General features: G+C 67.0%; 15 protein-coding genes. 10 read left to right on the forward strand and 5 right to left on the reverse strand.

The window, feature by feature from the left end:
- Positions 1-20: 20 nt before the first annotated feature.
- Positions 21-947 (reverse strand): cation diffusion facilitator family transporter, encoded by a 927-nt coding sequence (locus IWX75_RS08370; protein ID WP_196821762.1) that lies wholly within the window; start codon positions 945-947, stop codon positions 21-23.
- Positions 948-1,042: 95 nt separating this feature from the next.
- Here IWX75_RS08370 and rsmI point away from each other — a divergent pair, with 95 nt between their 5' ends.
- Positions 1,043-1,969 carry a 16S rRNA (cytidine(1402)-2'-O)-methyltransferase gene (rsmI, locus tag IWX75_RS08375; RefSeq protein WP_196821763.1) on the forward strand — a complete coding sequence of 309 codons (927 nt, stop codon included), beginning with the start codon at positions 1,043-1,045 and terminating at the stop codon, positions 1,967-1,969.
- Positions 1,970-1,982: 13 nt separating this feature from the next.
- Here rsmI and IWX75_RS08380 read toward each other — a convergent pair whose 3' ends face one another.
- Positions 1,983-2,393, reverse strand: a complete 411-nt coding sequence (locus tag IWX75_RS08380; RefSeq protein WP_196821764.1) for a hypothetical protein — start codon at positions 2,391-2,393, stop codon at positions 1,983-1,985.
- 225 nt (positions 2,394-2,618) lie between these two features.
- Here IWX75_RS08380 and IWX75_RS08385 point away from each other — a divergent pair, with 225 nt between their 5' ends.
- Positions 2,619-4,109 carry an NAD-dependent succinate-semialdehyde dehydrogenase gene (locus IWX75_RS08385; protein ID WP_196821765.1) on the forward strand — a complete coding sequence of 497 codons (1,491 nt, stop codon included), beginning with the start codon at positions 2,619-2,621 and terminating at the stop codon, positions 4,107-4,109.
- Between the two features lie 84 nt (positions 4,110-4,193).
- Here IWX75_RS08385 and IWX75_RS08390 read toward each other — a convergent pair whose 3' ends face one another.
- Genes IWX75_RS08390 through IWX75_RS08400 form a run of 3 tightly spaced genes read right to left on the reverse strand, consistent with a single transcriptional unit; the run spans position 4,194 to position 9,133 of the window.
- The gene (locus IWX75_RS08390; RefSeq protein WP_196821766.1) at positions 4,194-6,572 is read right to left on the reverse strand and encodes a transglutaminase family protein; all 2,379 of its coding nucleotides are present in this window, start codon (positions 6,570-6,572) and stop codon (positions 4,194-4,196) included.
- Entirely contained in the window at positions 6,569-8,059 is a 1,491-nt protein-coding gene (locus IWX75_RS08395) for a DUF58 domain-containing protein (RefSeq protein WP_196821767.1), read from the reverse strand. Before IWX75_RS08395 ends, IWX75_RS08390 begins: the two co-directional genes overlap by 4 nt.
- 15 nt (positions 8,060-8,074) lie before the next feature.
- Complete coding sequence (locus IWX75_RS08400; RefSeq protein WP_196821768.1) at positions 8,075-9,133, reverse strand: AAA family ATPase; 1,059 nt, start codon at positions 9,131-9,133, stop codon at positions 8,075-8,077.
- Between the two features lie 149 nt (positions 9,134-9,282).
- Here IWX75_RS08400 and IWX75_RS08405 point away from each other — a divergent pair, with 149 nt between their 5' ends.
- The 8 genes from IWX75_RS08405 to IWX75_RS08440 all read left to right on the forward strand — a co-directional run.
- Positions 9,283-10,233, forward strand: a complete 951-nt coding sequence (locus IWX75_RS08405) for a TatD family hydrolase (RefSeq protein ID WP_196821769.1) — start codon at positions 9,283-9,285, stop codon at positions 10,231-10,233.
- Between the two features lie 10 nt (positions 10,234-10,243).
- Complete coding sequence (gene rsmA / locus IWX75_RS08410) at positions 10,244-11,119, forward strand: 16S rRNA (adenine(1518)-N(6)/adenine(1519)-N(6))-dimethyltransferase RsmA (protein WP_196821770.1); 876 nt, start codon at positions 10,244-10,246, stop codon at positions 11,117-11,119.
- Positions 11,120-11,304: 185 nt separating this feature from the next.
- Entirely contained in the window at positions 11,305-12,795 is a 1,491-nt protein-coding gene (locus tag IWX75_RS08415) for a diguanylate cyclase domain-containing protein (RefSeq protein WP_196821771.1), read from the forward strand.
- A gap of 101 nt (positions 12,796-12,896) precedes the next feature.
- On the forward strand, positions 12,897-13,868 hold the full coding sequence (locus tag IWX75_RS08420; RefSeq protein WP_196821772.1) for a 4-(cytidine 5'-diphospho)-2-C-methyl-D-erythritol kinase: 972 nt from the start codon (positions 12,897-12,899) through the stop codon (positions 13,866-13,868).
- Between the two features lie 54 nt (positions 13,869-13,922).
- A complete protein-coding gene (locus IWX75_RS08425) occupies positions 13,923-15,755 on the forward strand; it encodes an ABC-F family ATP-binding cassette domain-containing protein (protein WP_196821773.1) in 1,833 nt (610 codons plus the stop codon).
- A 110-nt stretch (positions 15,756-15,865) separates the two neighbouring features.
- Positions 15,866-18,046, forward strand: coding sequence for an Hsp70 family protein (locus IWX75_RS08430; protein WP_196821774.1), 2,181 nt, complete (start codon positions 15,866-15,868; stop codon positions 18,044-18,046).
- Entirely contained in the window at positions 18,043-20,187 is a 2,145-nt protein-coding gene (locus IWX75_RS08435) for a LuxR C-terminal-related transcriptional regulator (protein WP_196821775.1), read from the forward strand. Before IWX75_RS08430 ends, IWX75_RS08435 begins: the two co-directional genes overlap by 4 nt.
- Before the next feature lie 160 nt (positions 20,188-20,347).
- A partial coding sequence (locus IWX75_RS08440; protein ID WP_196821776.1) for an IniB N-terminal domain-containing protein occupies positions 20,348-20,643 on the forward strand: 296 nt, incomplete at its 3' end.

The following is a 20,643-nucleotide window of genomic DNA, read 5'->3' on the forward strand; positions in this document are numbered from 1 at the left end:
GGCACCCGGGTTCGCTGCACCTAGTGCGCGAGTCCGTCCTCGTGCAGGCGGTGGCTGTCCGGCTCCAGCTGGAAGGTGCAGTGTTCGATGCTCACGGGAAAGTGCTCGGCAACACAGGTCTGGAGCTGATCGAGCACACGGTGGGCGTCACCATTGGTGAAGCAGTCGTCGTCGACCACCACGTGGGCGGTGAGCACCGGCAAACCGGTGGCTATCTGGGTGATGTGCAGGTCATGGACATTGCGCACCGACGGCAGCGCGCAGATGTGCTCCCGCACGGCATCCGGATCGATGCCTGCCGGCGTGGATTCCAGCAGCACATTCACTGTCGCATGCAGCAGTTTCATCGTCCGGGGCAGGATCAGCACGCCGATCAGCATGGCGACGACGGCGTCGGCGCGCATCCAGCCGGTCAGCAGGATGACGACGGCGGCCAGAATGACGGCCACCGAGCCCAGGGCGTCGGCCAGGACTTCAAGGAAGGCCGCCCTCAGGTTGAAGTTCGCGGCGCGGTGCCGGGCGAGGATGAGCAGGGCGATGAGGTTCCCCAGCAGGCCGATGATCCCGAAGACCAGCAGTTCCCGCGAGGCGACGTCGGTGGGCGTGATGAGGCGCTGGATTCCTTCGACGAGGACATAGAGCCCGACGGCGAGGAGCACGCCGGCCTGCGCCATCGCGGCAACCACCTCAGCCCTCCGGAAGCCCCACGTCCGGCGCGCAGTGGCCGGCCGGGCGGCAAGGGCCGCGGCGCCCAGCGCCATGGCCAGGCCGGCAGCATCGGTGAAGACGTGGGCGGAATCGAAGAGGAGGGCAAGGCTTCCGGTCCAGAGCGCCCCCACGAACTGGAGCACGAAGACGGCCAACGTGACGGCGAGGGCTGCTGCCAGCGGGCCGCGGTGGAACCCGCCGGGCGTCGGACCCACCGCATGGTCGTGATGGTTCCCCATCCCCTCAGGCTACAGCGCCGCTGGAAGCCGTCGAGGCCTGCGGCGGAAACGCGCCGACCCCGTCCCGGAGGCCGATACAGCGCTAGGCTTGATCGGTGAGCGAGCCAGGAGAAGACAGCAGCGGGAAGACCACCGACGCCGGCAGGACGCAGTTCGCGGCCTACCGGGGGACCGCCGGCGACGGCGCGTCGCAGGGACGGGTTGTTCTCGCCGGAACGCCGATCGGCAACATGGGCGATGCCACCGAGCGCCTGCTGGGCCTGCTGGAGAGTGCGGACGTCGTGGCCGCCGAGGACACCCGCAGGCTCCACCGGCTCGTGCAGTCCCTCGGGGTGACGGTAGGTGGACGCATCATCAGTTACCACGAGCACAACGAGGACAGCCGGACGGGGGAACTGCTCGACCTCGTCCGCGCCGGAGCCACCCTGCTGATGGTCACCGACGCCGGGATGCCCTCGGTGTCGGACCCCGGCTTCCGGCTGGTCGAGGCTGCGGCGGGAGAGGGGATCCAGGTCACCGCCGCGCCCGGACCTTCGGCGGTGCTCACCGCGCTCGCGCTGTCGGGCCTGCCCACGGACCGGTTCTGCTTCGAGGGATTCCTGCCCCGGAAACCCGGGCTGCGCGCCGGGCGTCTTGCCGACCTTGCCGCTGAACGGCGCACCATGGTGTTCTTCGAGGCACCGCACCGGCTCGAACCGATGCTGCGCTCCCTGCAGCAGGCCTTCGGCTCGGACCGCTCCGCTGCGGTGGCCCGCGAGCTGACCAAGGTGCATGAGCAGGTGCTGCGCGGCACACTCCTCGAGCTGCTCCAGTGGGCACAGGACAGCGAGGTGCGCGGGGAGATCGCGGTGGTGGTGGGCGGCGCTCCCGAGGCTCCGCCGTCGCGTCCCGAGGACTCCGTTGCGGCGGTCCAGGAACTCGTTGCCGACGGCGCCCGGCTCAAGGAGGCGGTCGCGACGATCGCGGAGGACGCCCGGGTCAGCAAGCGTGAACTGTATGCAGCAGTGATTGCCGCGCGTTAGATCAGGACCGTGTTTACAGCGGCAGCGAGGAGTCGGCCGCATAGGCCCTCAGGATGGCCTGATGGGTGTTCTCATACACGGTGCGGCCGTTCGGAAGCAGGGTGTAGGCGAGGAACTCCTCCTCGAATGTCACGATGTCGGCGTTGACGGCCTCGAGTTTCGCCTTCACCAGCAGGGCCAGGGTGTGCCAGCGCCGACGGGCCGCCTTCTCGCGGCCCGAGTCGTCGGTCTCGTCGGGGAACCCGGCCGGGCCCGTGAGCAGGAGGCGGAACTGGCGGTCACCCGACGAGAAGACGATCGCCGTCCGGCGCTGCTCGGAAATGCACCGCACATCGCTCGCGCCATGGCGGCTCAGCAGGCCCACGATCTCGGCCCGGGAGTCCGCGCTGCTGGCCGAGGCGCCTCGAACATAGTTAGTCGTCATGATCTAGGGTACGTCGGAGCGCGGCGCCGCCACCCGGCGCCACCCCCCGTGCCGCGCCAGGTGCCAACCTCCGCTCCACGCCGATTGTGCAAGTGACCAGCGCTTCCCCGGTTCCGCCGTGCAGCGAAGTCTGGACACCGATTCCACCCCGCGGCTAGCGTGAAGCAAGAACTTTGCTGCGTACGGGAAGCCCCGGCGCTGTCATCTCTGACCGAGGAGTGCCCCATGTCCGTCACCGCTGTGACCGCCACCCGAGAGAACGAACTGCTGGAGCAGGTGCCGCAAGGCCTGCTGATCGGCGGCGAATGGCGGGACTCCTCGTCCGGTGCAGTGTTCGACGTCGAGGATCCGGCAACAGGCAAGACGCTGAGATCGCTTGCCGACGCGACGCCGGAAGACGGTGTTGCAGCACTCGACGCCGCCGTTGCCGCCCAGGACGACTGGGGCCGGACAGCGCCTCGTGAGCGTGGTGAGATTCTGCGGCGGGCCTTCGAGCTCGTGACACGGCGCGCCGAGGACTTCGCCCTGCTCATGACCCTCGAAATGGGCAAGCCGCTTGCCGAGGCCCGTGGCGAAGTGACCTACGGCGCCGAGTTCCTCCGGTGGTTCTCGGAGGAAGCGGTGCGGACGTCGGGGCGCTACTCTGTGGCACCGGACGGCAAGTCACGGCTCCTCGTCAACAAGAAACCGGTGGGGCCCTGCCTGCTCATCACGCCGTGGAACTTCCCTCTCGCGATGGCTACGCGCAAGATCGCCCCGGCCGTCGCCGCCGGATGCACCATGGTGCTCAAGCCGGCGAATCTCACGCCACTGACGTCGTCGTTGTTCGCCGCGGTGATGGAGGAAGCCGGGCTGCCTGCAGGGGTGCTGAACGTCATCCACACCACTGACGCCGGCGGTGTCACCGGCCCGCTGATCAGGGACTCCAGGCTCCGGAAGCTCTCCTTCACCGGGTCCACTCCGGTGGGGCGGAGCCTGCTCGCGGCGGCCTCGGACAACGTCCTGCGTACCTCGATGGAGCTCGGCGGCAATGCACCGTTCCTCGTCTTCGAGGATGCGGATCTGGAGTCGGCAGTGAACGGGGCGATGCTGGCGAAGCTGCGGAACATGGGGGAGGCATGCACCGCCGCGAACCGGTTCATCGTGCACGAGTCGATCGCCGATGAATTCGCCGCCGAGCTGGCCTCCCGGATGGCGGCGATGACACCGGCGCGCGGTACGGAGGAGCACTCCAAGCTGGGACCACTGATCGACGCGAAGAGCCGGAACAAGGTGCATGACCTCGTGTCCGCGGCGCAGGACGACGGCGCGGAAATAGTGACGGGAGGTGCCCCTGTGGACGGTGCAGGATACTTCTACCAGCCCACGGTGCTGAAGAACGTGCCCCGGTCCTCCCGCATCCTCAAGGAGGAGATCTTCGGACCAGTTGCACCGATCATCACCTTCGCGACCGAAGACGAGGCAGTCAGGCTCGCCAATGACACGGAGTACGGCCTCGTGGCCTACGTCTTCACCCGCGACCTCAATCGGGGTCTCCGCATGGGCGAGCGGCTCGACACCGGGATGATGGGCCTCAACGCCGGCGTGATCTCCAACGCGGCAGCACCCTTCGGCGGCGTGAAGCAGTCCGGTCTGGGCCGTGAGGGCGGAACAGAGGGAATCGAGGAGTACCTCTACACGCAGTACATCGGCATTGCGGATCCTCTGGCCTCCTAAGGCCGGCGGGCGATGAAGGACCCCGGACCCCAGATCCGTGGATCAGGTATCCGGGGACCGGGGTCCGGGGGCTTCTGCGGTTCCTCAGTATTTCCGGGGGAGCCGGCCCATCACCGAGCGCGGCAGAATCAGCGCCTTCAACCGGATGACCCAGCCGCTGCGCTGCCGAAGTGCGGCGATGACCGTCTCGACATCGTCCCAGAGGCTCTGCATGCCGGACCGCCGGACCGTCGTCGTCCCGCCCAGGTCCTGTTCCGCTCCCTGCGGAACGGGCAGGGCGTATTCCTCGCGCTCGTAGGCCTGCTGCAGTCTTGTCAGCGAAGTGGAGGGCGCACCCTGCAAACCGGCCGTACCGCGGAGTCGCTCGGCGAACACGCGTGGAGTGTCAGTGGGAAGCAGCGGGTGTCCGTAGTCACCGGCCAGCTCGGTGGCTTGGGCCCAGGCAGTGGTGGCCGCTCGCGGTGCCGGTCCGTTGGCCAGCTGACGCCGCCGCAGGCCGGTGCGGGTGGTGCGCAGGAGAAACGGCAGAAGGAGAAGAACCAGTCCGCCTCCGACGACGACGCCGACGACACGGGCCGAGCCGTCGTCGCCGGGAGCGCCGCCCGTTCCGCCGGCCGCCGGTTGTTCCGCCCCGTCGCCCGATGGAACCAGCGCATCGGGTATGGTTCCCGGGTTGAGGCTGTCGATGTCGTCGGCCCTTGGCCCCACTGGTGAGAAGACCGCCTGGGCGTAACCCGGCACCACGCCGCGTGAGGGAGTGGGCTCGAACTGTACCCAGCCCACTCCGGTGAAATACAGCTCGGGCCATGCGTGGGCGTTACGGGAATCGACGACGAATTCCCGCAACTCAGTATCCCCCGGACCCTCCTCCAGCTCGCCGGTCGGGGTGCCCGGCGTGTAACCGACGGCCACCCGACTGGGGATGCCGGCCGCCCTTGCCATGACCGCCATGGTGCCCGCGTAGTGGACGCAGTAACCCGCCTTGGCTTCGAGGAAGCGGGCCATGACGTCCATGCCGCTGCCGTCGTAACCGCCGTCCACCGGCGCCTCGACCGAGTAGGTGAACTCGGCACCGCGCAGATAGCTTTGGATGGCCAGGGCCTTGTCGTAGGGGTTGACGAAGCCACCCGCCACCGCTTCGGTGGTTTCCCTCACGATGTCGGGGGTGTCGCCGGGGAGGTCGGTGAAGACATCGGACACAACACCCGGTTCGGAGGGGCCGACCGTTCTCAGGCCTTCGCGCGTCAGCTGCGGAATGGCGCTCTGCACCTCGTAGACCTGACGGGCCGTGGAACCGCCGTCGATCGCGAGCACACTGAGGTTCTCGGAATCCCACGACCACCGGCCCGTCAGCCCGGTGATGCCCACGGGTGCGTACGGCGACAGCAGCCAGGGACTTGAATAGCTCTGCGTGGTGATCCGCGTGAAGGCGCTGACGCCGTTGGACAGCGAGTTCCTTTCGAGGTCGGTTCCCATCTTTGCGAGTCCATGCTCGCGGTTCCCGAGGCGTTGGTCCGGCTCCCACCGCCGTCCCGTGAAATTCTCGAGGGTCACTGCCCGCAGGTACAGGGGCGCCGAGGAATCGGTGGCGTAGGTGATCCGGCCGAACCCGGTGGGGTTCCGGAGGTCATTGCCGAGCGTGACCGCGGGATTGAGGCCCGTGGCGCTGCCCCAGACGTTCAGGCGCGCGCCCTGCGGGAAAGCGCCCGAGTTGAAGCCCGGGATGGCCAGGGGCAGCAGGACGGCCACGGCCAGTGCCGCACTGCCGATCGCGAGTCCGCGCCCGAGGAATCCAGCCGGAGCTCCCGAGGACACGGTGCGGGTCTCCCGCAGTTGTGCACAGCCGAGGATCAGGAGGTACGCGGCCGCGCCGAGGACGAACGCCCCGATGCCTACGCCGGTGGGTTTGACGACGGCGGGAACCACCATGAGCGTCAGGAGCGCAAGCCCGCTCGTGGCCGGCATCCGGAGGGTCGTGGCCAGGACATCCACGAGGATGGCGACAAGCCCGATCGCCGCGCATGCCACCAGCAGGATGCCATCGCCGGGCAGCACCGGCGCAACCTGGGACACCACGGTTTCTTCTGCTGCATCAAGGAGTGACCCGAGCTGCGCCAGCGTTCCCGGCCCCGGAACCACGCCGAGAATGCTCTGGGCCGGGAAGAACTGCGCGGTCAGCGCGCCGGCCCACGTGACCAGCCCTGCAAGCGCGGCTGCGCTGCCGGAGAGGCGGAGGGCCCTCATGGCTGCGATGACGAGCAGGATGGGAACAACCGTGCGCACCACCGGCAGGAACCAGGTCCACGGGTCCAGCACGCCGTTGAGGCTTGTTGCGGAGGCGAGGACCGCGAGCAGCGCCGCACCGGTGACCCACCAGTGCCCGGGATCAGCGGCACGGCGTTGCTCCGGCGCTGTCGGGCGCCCCTTCAATTCCTGCGCCGGGCGGTCGAGTAATGCCGTCATGAGGATCTCCTGCCGGGTTCCGCTGCTGTGCCTGGGAAAGCCGATGTGCCCGTTCGAACACCAGTCGCGGTGGCGGGGGTCTGACCCAGCCCGGCCCAGACCTCCCGGAGGTCAGCATCCGGCGACGCCGCCGATGCCTGCCAGCCGGCCGAGCGGAGGATTTCGAGCTGGCTCTCGACATCGCGGGGGCGATCGGTGACGAGGATGGCGAAGGCTGCCGAACCATACTCCGACGCTGCCCCGAGCGCGGTCGCCTCGGCCGCCGTCACCAGTCCGAGGAGGGCGACCACCGGGCCGCGGTGTCGGTTCGCCGCTAGTTTGTCCAGCAGTTCATCACCGAATGCGGCCCCTGCGGCCACCCGTTCAGTATTCGAGCGGTTGGCCCGCAGCCGGCGAACGGCCGATCGTGCTGCTTCGCCTCCGTGCACCGCCGAACTGCCGGCGTGACCGGTCTCCGCCGCCGGCTCGAGTGCGGCTAGGCCCTCCGCGATGTTCGCCAGTGCACCCTGGCCCTGGTGTTCCTCCTCACCGGGAAACGGGGCGGACGGCGAGCGCAGGAGCGCAGGGGCTCCGTGGTGGTCGAGGAAGCGCAGCGCGTAGTTGCGCTCGAGGAGGTGCGCGCTGATGGATACGGCTGCCGTCACTGCCCATTCAAAGGTCGGAGAGGTGCTCAGACTACTTCCGTCCGGTGAGTGATCATGCCTGATGGCCGCGGAGAAACCGGCGCTGAAGCTGCCGGTTCGCTGGTCGAGCAGGAGGGTCGCCTCGGGTGCGGTCACTGACTCCTCCTGGCGGACCATGAGTTCGCTGTGCCGGGCGGTCGCGGCCCAGTGCACCCGGCGCATCGAGTCGCCGTGGCGGTACTCGCGGGTCATGACGTCATCATCGCTGGGGTTCGCCTGGCGCCGGGTGGCGGCCATGCCGTCGCTGCCGCGCGAGCCCGAGAGGGCGGACTGCAGCAACTCGATGGGGGCCGGAGTCACAACCAGTGTGTCGGTTCCGCCCAGTTGGTGGCGCGACTTGCCCAGTCCGAACGGGTCGCTGAACTCGGCGAGAACGGGACCTACCCTGTACATCCCGCGGGCGGAGGACCGGAGCCGGTATTCGTACAGTGACAATCCGTCGGAGGTGGGGTTATGGGAAGGGAAGGCGAACTTCGGTGCCTCACCGAAGCGTGCGGGCAATTGTTCCTGCATCAGGACCAAAGCACCGGACGGGACCGAAGAGGCCAGCGCGAGCCCCACGGTCGTGGTGGAACCTGTCTCCATGGACTGCGGGGAGAAGCGGCGTTCCACGGTGAAGCGGGGCTTGCTCCACCGCAGGATGAGCACCGAGAGGAGCGGCAGGCACAGGAGGAGGACCCCCAGGTAGAGCAGATCCCGGCGGCCCAGGGTCTGGGCGAACAGCAGAGCCACCGCTGCGGCGATGGTGAAGCCCCAGCCTCGCGGAGTCAGGACCCTGGAGGGTAGTCGGTCAAGGAGCGTCATAAACCCAACCGGCTGTCAGTTCACCCGGTTTTGCCGGGCACCCGACCGGGAATTCTCCCGCGACACTGGAACCCGGGCGATGATGCCCTCGATGACCGACGACGCCGTGTCGCCCGCCGTCGTTGCCTTCCGGTCCAGCATCAGGCGGTGGGCGAGAACGGCGTCGGCAACGGCAGCGACGTCGTCGGGCAGGACGAAATCCCGGCCCTCGAGGGCGGCACCGGCCTTCGCAGCCCGGAGCAGCTGAAGGAGCGCGCGGGGGCTCGCGCCGAGGCGGAGCCGGGGGTGCTCCCGGGTAGCCCTGCCGATCGCTACGGTGTACTCCTTGACGGCCTGGGACACGAAGACGGCGCGGACCTGTCCCATCATCCCCGCGATGTCGGCGGCCGTGGCCACCGGCCGGATCCGGCTGAGCGGGGAGATGGACTGGTGGCTCTCGAGCATCTCCACTTCCGAACGGGCATCAGGGTAGCCCATCGAGATCCGCGCCATGAAACGGTCGCGCTGGGCTTCGGGGAGGGGGTACGTGCCCTCCATCTCGATGGGGTTCTGCGTGGCGACCACCATGAACGGCTCACCGAGCAAGTGGGTCCGGCCGTCGACGGTGACCTGGTGCTCCTCCATGGATTCCAGCAGAGCGGATTGCGTCTTCGCCGACGCGCGGTTGATCTCGTCGCCGATCACGATGTTCGCGAAGACGGGACCGGGCCGGAACTCGAAGCGGCGCGTGTCCTGGTTGTAGATCGAAACCCCCGTCACGTCGGAGGGCAGCAGATCGGGGGTGAACTGGATACGGTTCACCGTGCAATCGATGGTGCGGGCGAGGGTCTTGGCGAGCATCGTCTTGCCGACACCCGGTACGTCCTCGAGGAGCAGGTGCCCCTCGGCAAGGAGCACGGTGAGGGCGAGCCGGGCAGCGTCCGGCTTGCCGTCGATCACGGTGTTGATCGACTCCAGGACCTTCGTGCTGACATCGTAGAAGGAGTGCCCGTGCCCGCTCTCGGACCCGTTTCCCGGCGCGGTATCGTCGGCGTCTGTGAGGTCTGGCGCTTCAACAGTGTTCTGAACGTCCATCGGTACCTTCCACACAGGCGGTTACAAGCCGACGAATCAGCGGCCCGCGGACCCGCTGACCCCGACGCACAGGATTGATCGTGATCTATAGGTTACTGTCTCAACCTGCCGGGCGGGGGATAAGTTCCGGTACTGGCTAGGCTTGAACCATGTGCAACAGCCAGCCTTTTTCCGCCGGGACCACACCGGCCTCATACCGGGTCGTCCAGCCGGACACCGGGAGTGGTGCCGCGGACGGCGGCGGACGCCGTCGCAAGCTCGACTACCCGCCGTTGCCCGAGCCGCTTCCCGTGCCGGTGATCGACAACCACACCCACCTCGATTTCCGGGACGGTCTCGTACAGGTCGATGTGCGCAGTGCCATGGATGCAGCGGCGGCGGCGGGCGTGCGGGGTGCCGTCCAGGTGGGCTGTGATCTCGAGTCATCGCGCTTCACCGTGCAGGCGGTCGAGTCCGACGAACGGCTCCTGGGCGCCGTGGCCATCCACCCCAATGATGCCCCGTTGCTCGCAGAAGACGGCCTGCTTGACAGAGCGCTCGCCGAGATCGAACTGCTTGCTGCCCATCCTCGGATCCGGGCGATCGGAGAGACCGGACTCGACTATTTCCGCACCCCGGAAAGCGGAGTGGAGCGCCAGCAGTATTCGTTCCGGCGGCACATCGACATCGCCGGTCGCCTGGGCCTTGCCCTGCAGATCCATGACCGGGACGCCCATGCCGACGTCGTTGCGACCCTTCTGACGGAGGGTGCTCCCGATCGGGTGGTGTTCCACTGCTTCTCGGGGGATACGGAATTGGCACGGCTCTGCAATGAACATGGCTGGTACATGTCCTTCGCCGGCACCGTCACGTTCCGGAATGCCCAGAATCTGCGGACCGCCCTGCAGGTCGCAGACCCCTCGCTGATCCTTGCCGAGACCGACTCACCGTTCCTCACGCCGCACCCGTACCGCGGGCAGCCGAATGCGTCCTACGTGCTCCCGAACACGGTCCGTTCAATGGCCGAGGTACTGGATGCTGACCTCGAGGAGCTGTGTGGACGCCTGGCGCTGAACACCGAGGCCGTCTACGGAAGCTGGGCGCCCGCGCGGCTACCATGAACAGGTGACTGTGCCCCGGAAAACGACGCCCCCCGTTCCGCTTCTCGGGGCCACGGATATCCGGCGCCTTGCCGCTGAACTGAACATCCGGCCCACCAAGACGCTCGGCCAGAACTTCGTGATCGACGGCAACACCATCCGCAGGATCGTTGCCTCTGCGCAGCTCGGTCCCTCCGAGACGGTGCTCGAGGTCGGTCCGGGGCTGGGGTCCCTGACGCTCGGGCTGCTCGACGTCGCGGAACGCGTGGTCGCCGTCGAGATCGATCCCGTGCTGGCCGCCAGGCTTCCGGCCACTGTGAATCTCCTGCGGCCGGACAAAGCTGAAAGGCTCGACGTCGTTCTCGCGGATGCCCTGCGGGTCACCGAGTTGCCGCACGAGCCCACCGCACTTGTGGCCAACCTGCCTTACAACGTGGCCGTTCCCGTGGTGCTGAATCTGCTCGAGCGGTTTCCCACGCTTCGCTCAGGACTGGTGATGGTGCAGGACGAGGTCGCCGACAGGCTCGCGGCGGGCCCGGGTTCGAAAATCTACGGCGTTCCCTCCGTCAAGGCCGCCTGGTACTCGAGCATGGTGAAGGCCGGCACTGTCGGGATGAATGTGTTCTGGCCCGCGCCGAAGATCGCGTCGGGCCTGGTGCGCTTCACGCGGCGTGACCCGCCCGAAACCACCGCCAGCCGCACCGAAGTCTTCGCCGTCATCGACGCCGCCTTCGCCCAGCGCCGCAAGACCCTGCGGGCCGCACTCGCGGGCTGGGCGGGGAGCCCGATGCTCGCTGAGCAGGCTCTTCGAAGGGCCGGTGTCGATCCAACCGCCCGCGGCGAGGTGCTTGACATCACGGCCTACGCGCGGATCGCCGAGGCGAGGGAAACTGCCGCAACGGCATGACGAAAGTGGCGGGTGTGCCGCGTTATGCCTTTGTGACGTAGCATGGGGCCACGATGAGAGGCGGCTCCCGGCGAGGGGATCTGTCAAGGGTGGGAGTGCGCGCGACTGTCGGACGCGGTTGTCAGTTAAGGTTGTCAATGCAGAAAAGCTCCTGCCGATCGACCCCGCAGGCGAGGAGTGGACAAGTGGCTGGACGATGGATCTCCGCAGCGGCGGCTGTCCTCCCGCAGGGTCGGCAACTACCTTCGGATCAGTGGCTGAGGCGCCACCGCGCGATCGTCGCCTCGGTGCTCATCGCCTCCGTTGTCCTGGTCGGCTTCGGGCTGACGCAGGAACTGCCTTTGTCCCGGGCCCTCATCGACGGCGCCCTTCCCCTGGTCCTTGCAGCATCGGCCTGGTTCCTTCGAAGCGGCCAGCGGGTGCGGGCTTCACTCGCCTGCGCTGCCCTGATAGCCGTCGCTGCGATCGCGGTCGAGATATCGGGAACCGTGGAGGCCCACTTCCTGTTCTTCATCGTCGTGCCGATCGTGGCGCTGTATGAGGACTGGGCTCCCTTCGCCACCGCCGCCGGGCTGGTTTTCTCCTACCACGGAGCGGCGGCCCTGTTCGGTTCCGGTGGTTCTTCAGCCCAGTCCGGGGAACCCGTCGCCTCGACCCTGATCCACGGTGGACTGTTTCTCGGAATGTGCGTCACGAGCCTGGTCCACTGGAACATCCACGAGAACGCGAGGAAGTCCGAGCGGAAGCTGGTCAGCCAGCTGGAGCGGCAGGTCCTGCACGATCCACTCACGCAGCTGGCCAACCGAGCACTCTTCAACGACCGGCTCAACCACGCCCTGCGCGAGCGGGAACGCAGCGCACGGCCGCTCGCGGTTTTCGTGATCGACATCGATGGTTTCAAACCCGTCAATGATGCCCTGGGCCACGCTGCGGGAGACGCGGTGCTGGTGGAGATCGCCGGGCGCCTCCGGAGTTGCACCCGCACGGGGGACACCGTGGCAAGGGTGGGCGGGGACGAGTTCGCGCTTGTGCTTCCGGGACTGGACGAAGTCGACGTCAGCGCGCTGGGCCAGAGGATCATCGATTTCGTCGCCAAGCCGATCCTGTGCGACGGCAAGGAAGTCCGGATCAGCGCGAGTGTCGGTATTGCGGTGGCGTCGGCCGACAACCGGGGGCGCAACCTCTCCGAAGATGCCGACCGCGCCATGTATGCAGCCAAGCACCAGGGCAGGGGATGCTTCCGTGTGTTCAGTTCCGCCTCGGATCTCTCCCACCGCGGCCTGCTGACAGTCCATGGTGCCGACGCGCGGATGTGGGCAGCCTATATCGACGGACTGCGGCAGGACATCGCCGCCGGAAAGGCGGAGGGGAAGCTGCCCACCCGGACCAGGGCCCCCGAGTCCACGCGGCGCACCCTCGAATCGTTGCTGGGAGCCATCGGCGCCCTGCCCATCGATGCGACTGGACCCGTGGCGTTGCCGCTTCCGGAGCGGATGGCGCTCGAGGAGTTCGTCTTCCACCAGACGATGGTCCATGCCTGGGCCGACTCGCTGGTGGACCAGGGTCTGCTGACCGTGCGGCGGAGTCCGGCGGCCGAGCGTTTCTGGATGTCCCTCCACGACTGCGTCACCGGTTCCCCGACGCCGGAGCTGAAGCCTGTCCTCGAGACGTCCTGACCGCAATCTGATCCCGAAGGCCATCCCTCCCCGAAGCACCCGCCACTCCCGCCCGGGCCGGAACTACCTCAGGATCCCCGTGGTCATCTAGGTTGGTACCTATGGTGTTGGGCAAAGCAGGGGAGATGCGAGGCAATCCGCGTTCCGTCCGGGTGGCCGCTCCTGGAAAGATCAACGTCTCGCTCCGGGTCGGCCCGCCGCGCGAGGACGGCTATCACGGCATCGCCAGCGTCTTCCTCGCCGTTTCCCTCTATGAGGAGATCACCGCCACCCCGACGCGCGGCCAGGACATCACCGTCTCGGTCACCGGTGCGGGTCCCTTCCCCATTCCCACCGACAGTGTTCCGCTGGACAGCACCAACCTCGCTGTGCGTGCAGCACGGCTGCTCGCCGAAGTAAGCCCCGCATCCACCGGCGTCCACCTGGACATCGTCAAGAAAGTTCCGGTCTCCGGGGGGATGGGCGGGGGATCGGCCGATGCCGCCGCCGCCCTGCTCGCCTGTGAGGCCCTGTGGGGCAGCGGCTTCTCCCGTGATGAGCTCGCCAAGATCGCAGGTGAACTCGGCGCGGATGTTCCTTTCGCATTGCTGGGGGGTACCGCCGTCGGGCTGGGAGTGGGGGAACGCCTCACGCCCGCGATCTCCAAGACGCCCCTGCACTTTGTGCTGGTCCCTGCCGACTACGGCCTGTCCACGCCCGTCGTCTACCGGCTGCTGGACGAGATCCGCGAGCGGAAGGGCATCGACCCGCCGGCGCAGCCGGATATCAACCCCTCGATCCTCGGTGCGATGCGCGCGGGTGACGGCCACGGGCTGGCGCCTCTGCTGCACAACGACCTCCAGGAAGCCGCGCTGGAACTTGCCCCCGGGCTGGGGGATATCCTTGAAGCGGGACAGAAGGCAGGAGCGCTGGCCGGAATAGTCTCGGGTTCCGGACCTACGGTGGCCTTCCTCGCTTCAGGCGAGGGGCACGCGGCCGAGCTTGAATCGCGGCTCACCGTGGAGGGGCTGATTGCCATGGCGGTCTACGGACCAGCCCACGGCGCGCGGATCAGGACCAGTCACCCCGCCTAGCCGGTGTCCCGCCGGCATCGATCGCACACAAGTCAATAACGAAAGCAGCACTTCTTGGCACACCTTCTCGGCGCTGAAAACCTCAGCGTCGCCTTTGTCACCCGCACCATCCTCGACGGCGTTTCCCTGGGCCTCGAGGACGGCGACCGCATCGGGGTGGTGGGGCGGAACGGCGACGGCAAGTCCACCCTGATGCGCCTGCTTGCCCAGCGACAGAAGCCTGACTCGGGCCGCGTGACGCGGCGACGCGACGTCTCGGTCGGTTACCTCGACCAGACCGACGTCCTCGACGGCGCGCTCGAAGTGGGCCAGGCCATCGTCGGGGACCAGGCCGACCACGAGTGGGCCTCCAACCCGAAGATCCGCGACGTGATGGGCGGGCTCGTCTCCGAGGTCGATTGGCATGCGAAGGTTTCGTCCCTTTCGGGCGGGCAGAAGCGCCGGGTGGCGCTGGCCAAGCTCCTGATCGGCGATGACGACGTCATCATGCTCGACGAGCCCACCAACCACCTCGACGTCGAGGGCGTGGCCTGGCTTGCGCAGCACCTCCGCCAGCGTTGGCGCCCTACCGAGGGCGGCCTCCTCGTGGTCACCCACGACCGCTGGTTCCTCGATGAGATCTGCAACCATACGTGGGAGGTCCACGACGCAGTCGTCGACGATTTCGACGGCGGCTATGCCGCCTACGTGCTGGCCCGCGCCGAGCGTGACCGCATGAACTCCGTGATCGAGTCGAAACGCGTCCAGCTCGTGAAGAAGGAGCTCGCCTGGCTACGGCGCGGGGCTCCGGCACGGACGGCGAAACCGAAATTCCGCATCGAGGCCGCTAACGAGCTGATTGCCGATGTTCCGGAACCGCGTGACTCCCTGGCGCTCAGCAAGATGGCGATGTCCAGGCTCGGCAAGGATGTCCTCGACCTGGAGGACGTCAGTCTGTCCCTCCCCGTGGACGGAGACGGGGCCGGGCAACGGACGCTCTTCCAGGACGTGACGCTGCGCCTCGCGCCGGGGCAGCGCCTGGGTCTGGTCGGGGTGAACGGATCGGGGAAGACGACACTGCTCCACCTCCTCAACGGCGACGTCCTGCCCACGGGCGGCAAGGTCAAGCGGGGCAAGACCGTACAGACGGCTGTGCTCTCGCAGGAGGTCCGTGAACTCGACGAGCTAGGCAACAGCCGGGTCATCGAGGTGATCGAGGCCGAGAAACGTGTTTTCAGCGTGGGCGGCAAGGAGGTGTCGGCCAGCCAGCTCGTCGAACAGCTCGGCTTCACCAATGAGAAGCAGTGGACCCGCGTCCGCGAGCTGTCGGGCGGAGAGCGACGGCGCCTGCAACTGCTCCGGCTGCTGGTCGGCGAGCCCAACGTACTCATGCTCGATGAGCCCACCAATGACCTCGACACCGACACCCTGTCGGCGATCGAGGATGTCCTGGACGGCTGGCCCGGCACCCTTGTTGTGGTTTCGCACGACCGTTACCTGCTGGAGCGGGTCACCGATTCGCAGATGGCGCTGCTTGGCGATGGCCGGCTGAGGGATCTCCCGGGAGGAGTGGACCAGTACCTCGACCTGCGCAGGGCGGCCGGCCCACTGACCGCCGTCGGCTCAGCGGCGTCTCCAGCCAACAGCGGAGGTTCCGCCGGAACGGGCGGTTCCTCGGAGGCCGAGCTGCGGCAGGCCCGGAAGGACCTGACGCGTATCGAGCGGCAGATCACCAAAGTGGATGCGCAGAAGGGCAAGCTTCAGCAGCAGATGAATGACGCCGGATCCAAGGCCGATGCCGACTTCGACAGGATCGCGGACCTCGACGCCAAGCTGCGGGCACTGCAGGCCGAGACAGGCGAGCTTGAAGAGCAATGGATGGAAACCGCGGAAATCCTGGGCGAGTAGTTGCCCTACAAAATCGAGTAGTCAGACCGCGGGATTACCCTCGCGCCTCCGTTATCGCGTCGTTATCGTTGGTTTAAATGACCAATGTCGGACGCTCGTGAGGAATCTGAATGCCGTACGGTCTCAGCGTTGATGTGGGAACCAGTTTCACCGCGGCCGCAATTGTGCGGACCGGGGGGGATCTCAGCCCTGCGCCGCAGGTCCTGCCCCTTGGAACCCATGCCAACGCTGTACCAACCGTCATTTTCATCGACGAAGATGGGCAAAGAGTCGTGGGTGAGGCCGCTGAACGTCGCGGGCTTGCCCACCCCGAGCGCCTGGCGCGAGAGTTCAAAAGGCGCATGGGCGACGACGTTCCGCTCGTCATCGGGGACATCAGCGTGTTGCCCGAGGACCTTTTCGCCACGATGGTGCGGTGGGTCGTCGACCGGGCCGAGGAGCGCGAGGGGGAGCCTCCTGCAGCTGTCACCCTCACCCACCCTGCAGAATGGGGCGGTCACAAGACCGGGCTGCTTTCCGGCGCCCTTGCCGGAGTTGGGCTCGCTAACGTTGCACTCCTGACCGAACCCCTGGCGGCCGCGTTGCATTACGCCTCCCAGGCGCGCGTGGAACCGGGCAGCACCCTGGCGGTATACGACTTCGGGGGTGGCACGTTCGATGCCACGATTCTGAGGAAGACGGACGCCGACACGTTCACCGTGCTGGGGACGCCCGAGGGGATCGAACGCCTCGGCGGTGCCGACTTCGACCAGGATGTGTTCGGCCACGTGGTCACCGGGGCCTCCGAGGCATTTGCCGGCCTTGACGTGGCTGATCCCGACACGTTGTCCGCCGTGGCACGTCTGCGCCGTGAGTGCGCCGAGGCGAAGGAAGCCCTGTCCACGGATCCCGAAGCGACCATTGCAGTCCTGCTGCCCGGGGCACATGCCCAGGTAAGGCTCGTCCGGTCTGAATTCGAGGCCATGATCGAGGGCCGGGTCCATGAGACCATCGACCTGCTCGAGCGCGCAGTCACCTCAGCAGGCGTCACGGTGGAGGACCTGACGGCGGTGCTCCTGATCGGTGGTTCATCCCGCATACCCCTCGTAGCACAGCTGATATCCGAACGCCTGGGCAGTCCCGTCGCGATCGATGCGGATCCGAAGGCATCAATCGCACTCGGCGCGGCCTTCGCTACAGCGGTCCTACAGGAGGACGGAACAGGGGCCGCCGCCGGTATGGATGCAAATGCCAAGGCTTCCGATGCCCACGCCACTGCGGCGAATTCCTTCATCCCGCATCACGGGCCCCACCACCTGACGGCCACCAGGAGAATTCGCACCCGGGCCATGGTCGTGACTGCCGCTGTTGCGCTCCTAGGTGTCGCTACCGCAACCGCGGCAAACTCTCCGACGTCGATGGCAGCATTGTCCGACGCCCTGACCGGCCCGGAACAGGCAGCGGAAGCTGCTGTCGTTCCCTCGCTCGAGGCACAGGCGGGCCAGGACATTACGAGTGACGACGGCGGGGCAGCAGGCGCCGGCCAGGAAGCCGAGGCCGTGCCGCGTGCAAGCTGGTTCGACACCGTGGTTCGACCGGGCAATGCCGCGGGAGGAAGCAACGCGGCCGGCGGTGCGGGAAGAGGCGCAGCCAACGCCCCGGCAGGGGGCAGAGTGGACAATGCGAAGCGCGAAGTCGTCGTTGCCGACTCCGGTCGAAAGGAAAGTTCGCGGTTGCCGGGGCCAGGCAAGTCCGCCAAACGCGGTGTGGAACGCAATGCTCCCGCGGTGGCCGGCGGACAGCCTGCAGACGCATCGATGCAATCTTCCCAGCCGAAGCTGCCAGGCATCTCGCTCTCCACCACTGATCCTGCTGCGGCGCCTTCGGCGCCGGGGTTCGATCCGGCCGGGACACCTTCCCCGCCCGATTCCGATCCGGCCGCGAGGCCTTCGGCCGTGGCGACTTCTCCGGCTGCGGGAGTCCTGCCCCTTGGTCCTGCTCCAACAGCGGCGCCTACGGCTACCGACCCCTCGGTCTCCCCGTCGCCCTCGGTCTCCCCTTCGCCATCGGAAACCCCTTCGCCATCGGAAACCCCTTCACCATCGGAAACCCCTTCACCCATAGAAACGCCTCCGACCGAGACTCCTTCAGTTCTACCTCCGGTGACTGCTTCGGCTGAGGCACCCCTCCCTTCGGCTCCCGCATCGAATGAAGCACTCCTGGCTCCCGGCACCTCGGAAGCCCCTGGGACATCCGGCTCGGAGCCGGACCTGTTACCCACGGAGGAGCTGCCGGAAGTTGAAGTCGAGTGAAGGCCGATCTTCTTCTTGCGGGCCTGCAAAATGGTTCCGGAGATTCCACTGAGCTGAACGGTGCGGCTCCCTCGGAGTCCCTCGAGCGAAAGCTCAGCGCTTTGGACATGCCGTTGCAGGAATTGCTTCTGGCATCCAGCGTCGGCTTCCGGGTGCCGGATCAGGCACCTCCACTGCTGTATGGCACAGGTGAGACGATCGGGGAATTGACGGCGAGGGCCCGTTCCGCCGGGCTACTGCTTCCCAGTGGAAGTCCGGTTCCGTTGGTGAAGAAGCTGGTGCGGGAAAACGCGGAAACGCATCAGGTGCGCCGTTTCCAGCGCTCACTGGTCGACACTTTCTGCTCAGAGGGCCTGCCGCTGATGGATATCGCGCGGGATTTCGTTCAGGAAGGGCTGACTGACCAGCGCATCGCGCAGGCGCTTGAAGCAGCAGGAGATGCAGCTCTGGCCTCCGAACCGGAACTTGCGCTCACGCTCCTCACCGAGGCGGTCGCGGCAGGTGCCGGTGAACTCGCCACAGCAGCACGGCGGGCAGAGGCAGCAGCGGCGACGGGCGACCTGGACGGCGCTTGCCGCATTCTTGATGACCTCCTCGCTCGGCACGATGCACCAGCAGTCCCGGGGACTGACTCGGCACAGCACGTGGAGGTCCTCGATCTCGAGAGGGCGGTTCACGTTGCCGCGTCCGTCTGGGCGCAGCGCGGCATGATGTCGAGGGCTGCCGACGTATACCGGTGGTTCGGTTCGGAGGCTTCCGGCAGTTTCGCGGCGCTTGCCGCCGTCGCCCTTACGGCAGCCGGTGATGCCAAGGGAGCAGCAGCGATGCTCAGCACGCCCGGTTCCGGTGGTTCACCCACGTTGTGTTCAGTTGCGGCATCGCTCATGGGGGAGGGAGCGATGCACTCCCTCGAAACGCCGCCGAGCCGGGCGGTGCCCACGCTTATCCGAGCCTCGGATACCCTGACGGCGTCCGGCCGTGCCCTTCCCGCACCGGAAGGGCCGGCGTCGTTCGCCGCTTTTGTCGCGCTGCATGCCGGGGAACCCGATACGGCGGGATCCGTGGTCGCTGCGGCACTCCACGGCGGCCAGGGCGGACAGGCACAGCGGCCGCGGTTGCTGCTTCTCCAGGCATGGACCGCCATGGTGCAGGACCGGCCGGTAGTTTCACGGGAGGCCATTCTCGAGGCCCGCGCCGCGGTCGAGCAGCTGGTGCCGCGTGACGAGTTGCTTGTGCAGGCGCTCGAGGTAGGACTTGCGCGAAGAGCGGGTGACGCCACCGGCATGATCGATGCCTGGCAACGGGCCAGTGAAGCCGTGCTTCACATCTCGATAGACATTTTCAGCCTCCTGCCGCTGGGCGAGTTGATGATCGCGGCTGCCCGGCTGAGGGACTCACACAAACTCGAGCCCCACGTGACCGAAGCATGGGCCCTGCTTGCCAAGTTGGGGAATCCGCCGTTGTGGTCCGTTCCCCTGCATTGGTCTGCTATCCAGGCCGCACTCCTGCTGGATCGGCCGGCGGACCTGGCACCTCATGCTTCCTCATTGGTACGCGCATCCGGTCAATATCCTCTGGCAGCTGTCCTGGCAACTGCCGGCCGTTCCTGGGTGTCGGTCCTCGCTGGGAGCTTCGACCCTGAAGTCGTGGATTCCGCTGCGCGAGGACTGGCGGCCGTGGGCCTCCCCTGGGACGGTGCGCGATTGGCGGGGCACGCAGCGGCGAAGGCGCAGGACCGGAAGGATATGGCGCGCCTACTCGCCTGTGCCCGCGACCTCCGCCCCCATCAGGGAAGTTCCACAGGTTCGCCGGCGACGGCACCTGCGGCCGAAGCGGTACCTTCGCCCGACCGGGAGCGGGGAACTACCCGACGGTCGGCTACGAGGAAGCTACCAACCGGACGGATCAACACTTCACGATCCACTCATGAATTCGACCTCAGTGGCCGTGAACGGGAAATCGCGCAGCTCGTGCTCGAAGGCCGCACTTACCGGGAGATCAGTGAAGCGATCTTCATTTCCCCACGCACTGTCGAGCATCACATCGCGCGGGTCCGTCGTCGGCTCGGGGTGACAACCCGCTCGGACCTGCTGGCGAGATTGCGCCTGATTCTCAGCGAAGCGGCGCAGCTAACCCCCTGATCCCCTAACGTCCGGATCTGCAAACCCCTAAGCACGGGGTACCGGTTAGGGGTATCGGCCCCGATGCCCCACTCGATCCCCAATCCTATGTTTGTAACAAGCCAGGCATCTCGGCCAGGCGGACCAGCCTCAGCAACACTCCGATGCAAAGGAACGTGTCATGACCACTCTCGCCACTTCTCTTCTCGATTTCCTCATGAACCTGTTCAAGGATGAGGAAGCAGCAGCTGCTTTCAAGGAAGACCCCGAGGGCGCCCTCGCCAAAGCCGGCCTCGGTGACGTCGGCACGGACGACGTCGACGCCGTCAAGCCAGTCATCGAGGACTACGCGCCTGTGAAGAACAAGGACGAGGACAAGGACGACGACAAGGACGACAAGGACGAGCACGACAAGGATTACGGCAAGGACAAGGACGACAAGGACGACAAGGACGAGCACGACAAGGATTACGGCAA

The organism is Arthrobacter sp. CAN_A6 (assembly GCF_015751715.1).
Taxonomy (GTDB): domain Bacteria; phylum Actinomycetota; class Actinomycetes; order Actinomycetales; family Micrococcaceae; genus Arthrobacter_D.

What these genes read in the sequence shown, in the direction of transcription:
- IWX75_RS08400 (WP_196821768.1), bottom strand. Translation starts at nt 9,133, where the DNA reads ATGGACGTTCAGAACACTGTTGAAGCGCCAGACCTCACAGACGCCGAC.
- IWX75_RS08390 (WP_196821766.1), bottom strand. Translation starts at nt 6,572, where the DNA reads ATGACGGCATTACTCGACCGCCCGGCGCAGGAATTGAAGGGGCGCCCG.
- IWX75_RS08380 (WP_196821764.1), bottom strand. Translation starts at nt 2,393, where the DNA reads ATGACGACTAACTATGTTCGAGGCGCCTCGGCCAGCAGCGCGGACTCC.
- IWX75_RS08370 (WP_196821762.1), bottom strand. Translation starts at nt 947, where the DNA reads ATGGGGAACCATCACGACCATGCGGTGGGTCCGACGCCCGGCGGGTTC.
- IWX75_RS08405 (WP_196821769.1), top strand. Translation starts at nt 9,283, where the DNA reads ATGTGCAACAGCCAGCCTTTTTCCGCCGGGACCACACCGGCCTCATAC.
- IWX75_RS08395 (WP_196821767.1), bottom strand. Translation starts at nt 8,059, where the DNA reads ATGACGCTCCTTGACCGACTACCCTCCAGGGTCCTGACTCCGCGAGGC.
- IWX75_RS08430 (WP_196821774.1), top strand. Translation starts at nt 15,866, where the DNA reads ATGCCGTACGGTCTCAGCGTTGATGTGGGAACCAGTTTCACCGCGGCC.
- IWX75_RS08420 (WP_196821772.1), top strand. Translation starts at nt 12,897, where the DNA reads ATGGTGTTGGGCAAAGCAGGGGAGATGCGAGGCAATCCGCGTTCCGTC.
- IWX75_RS08385 (WP_196821765.1), top strand. Translation starts at nt 2,619, where the DNA reads ATGTCCGTCACCGCTGTGACCGCCACCCGAGAGAACGAACTGCTGGAG.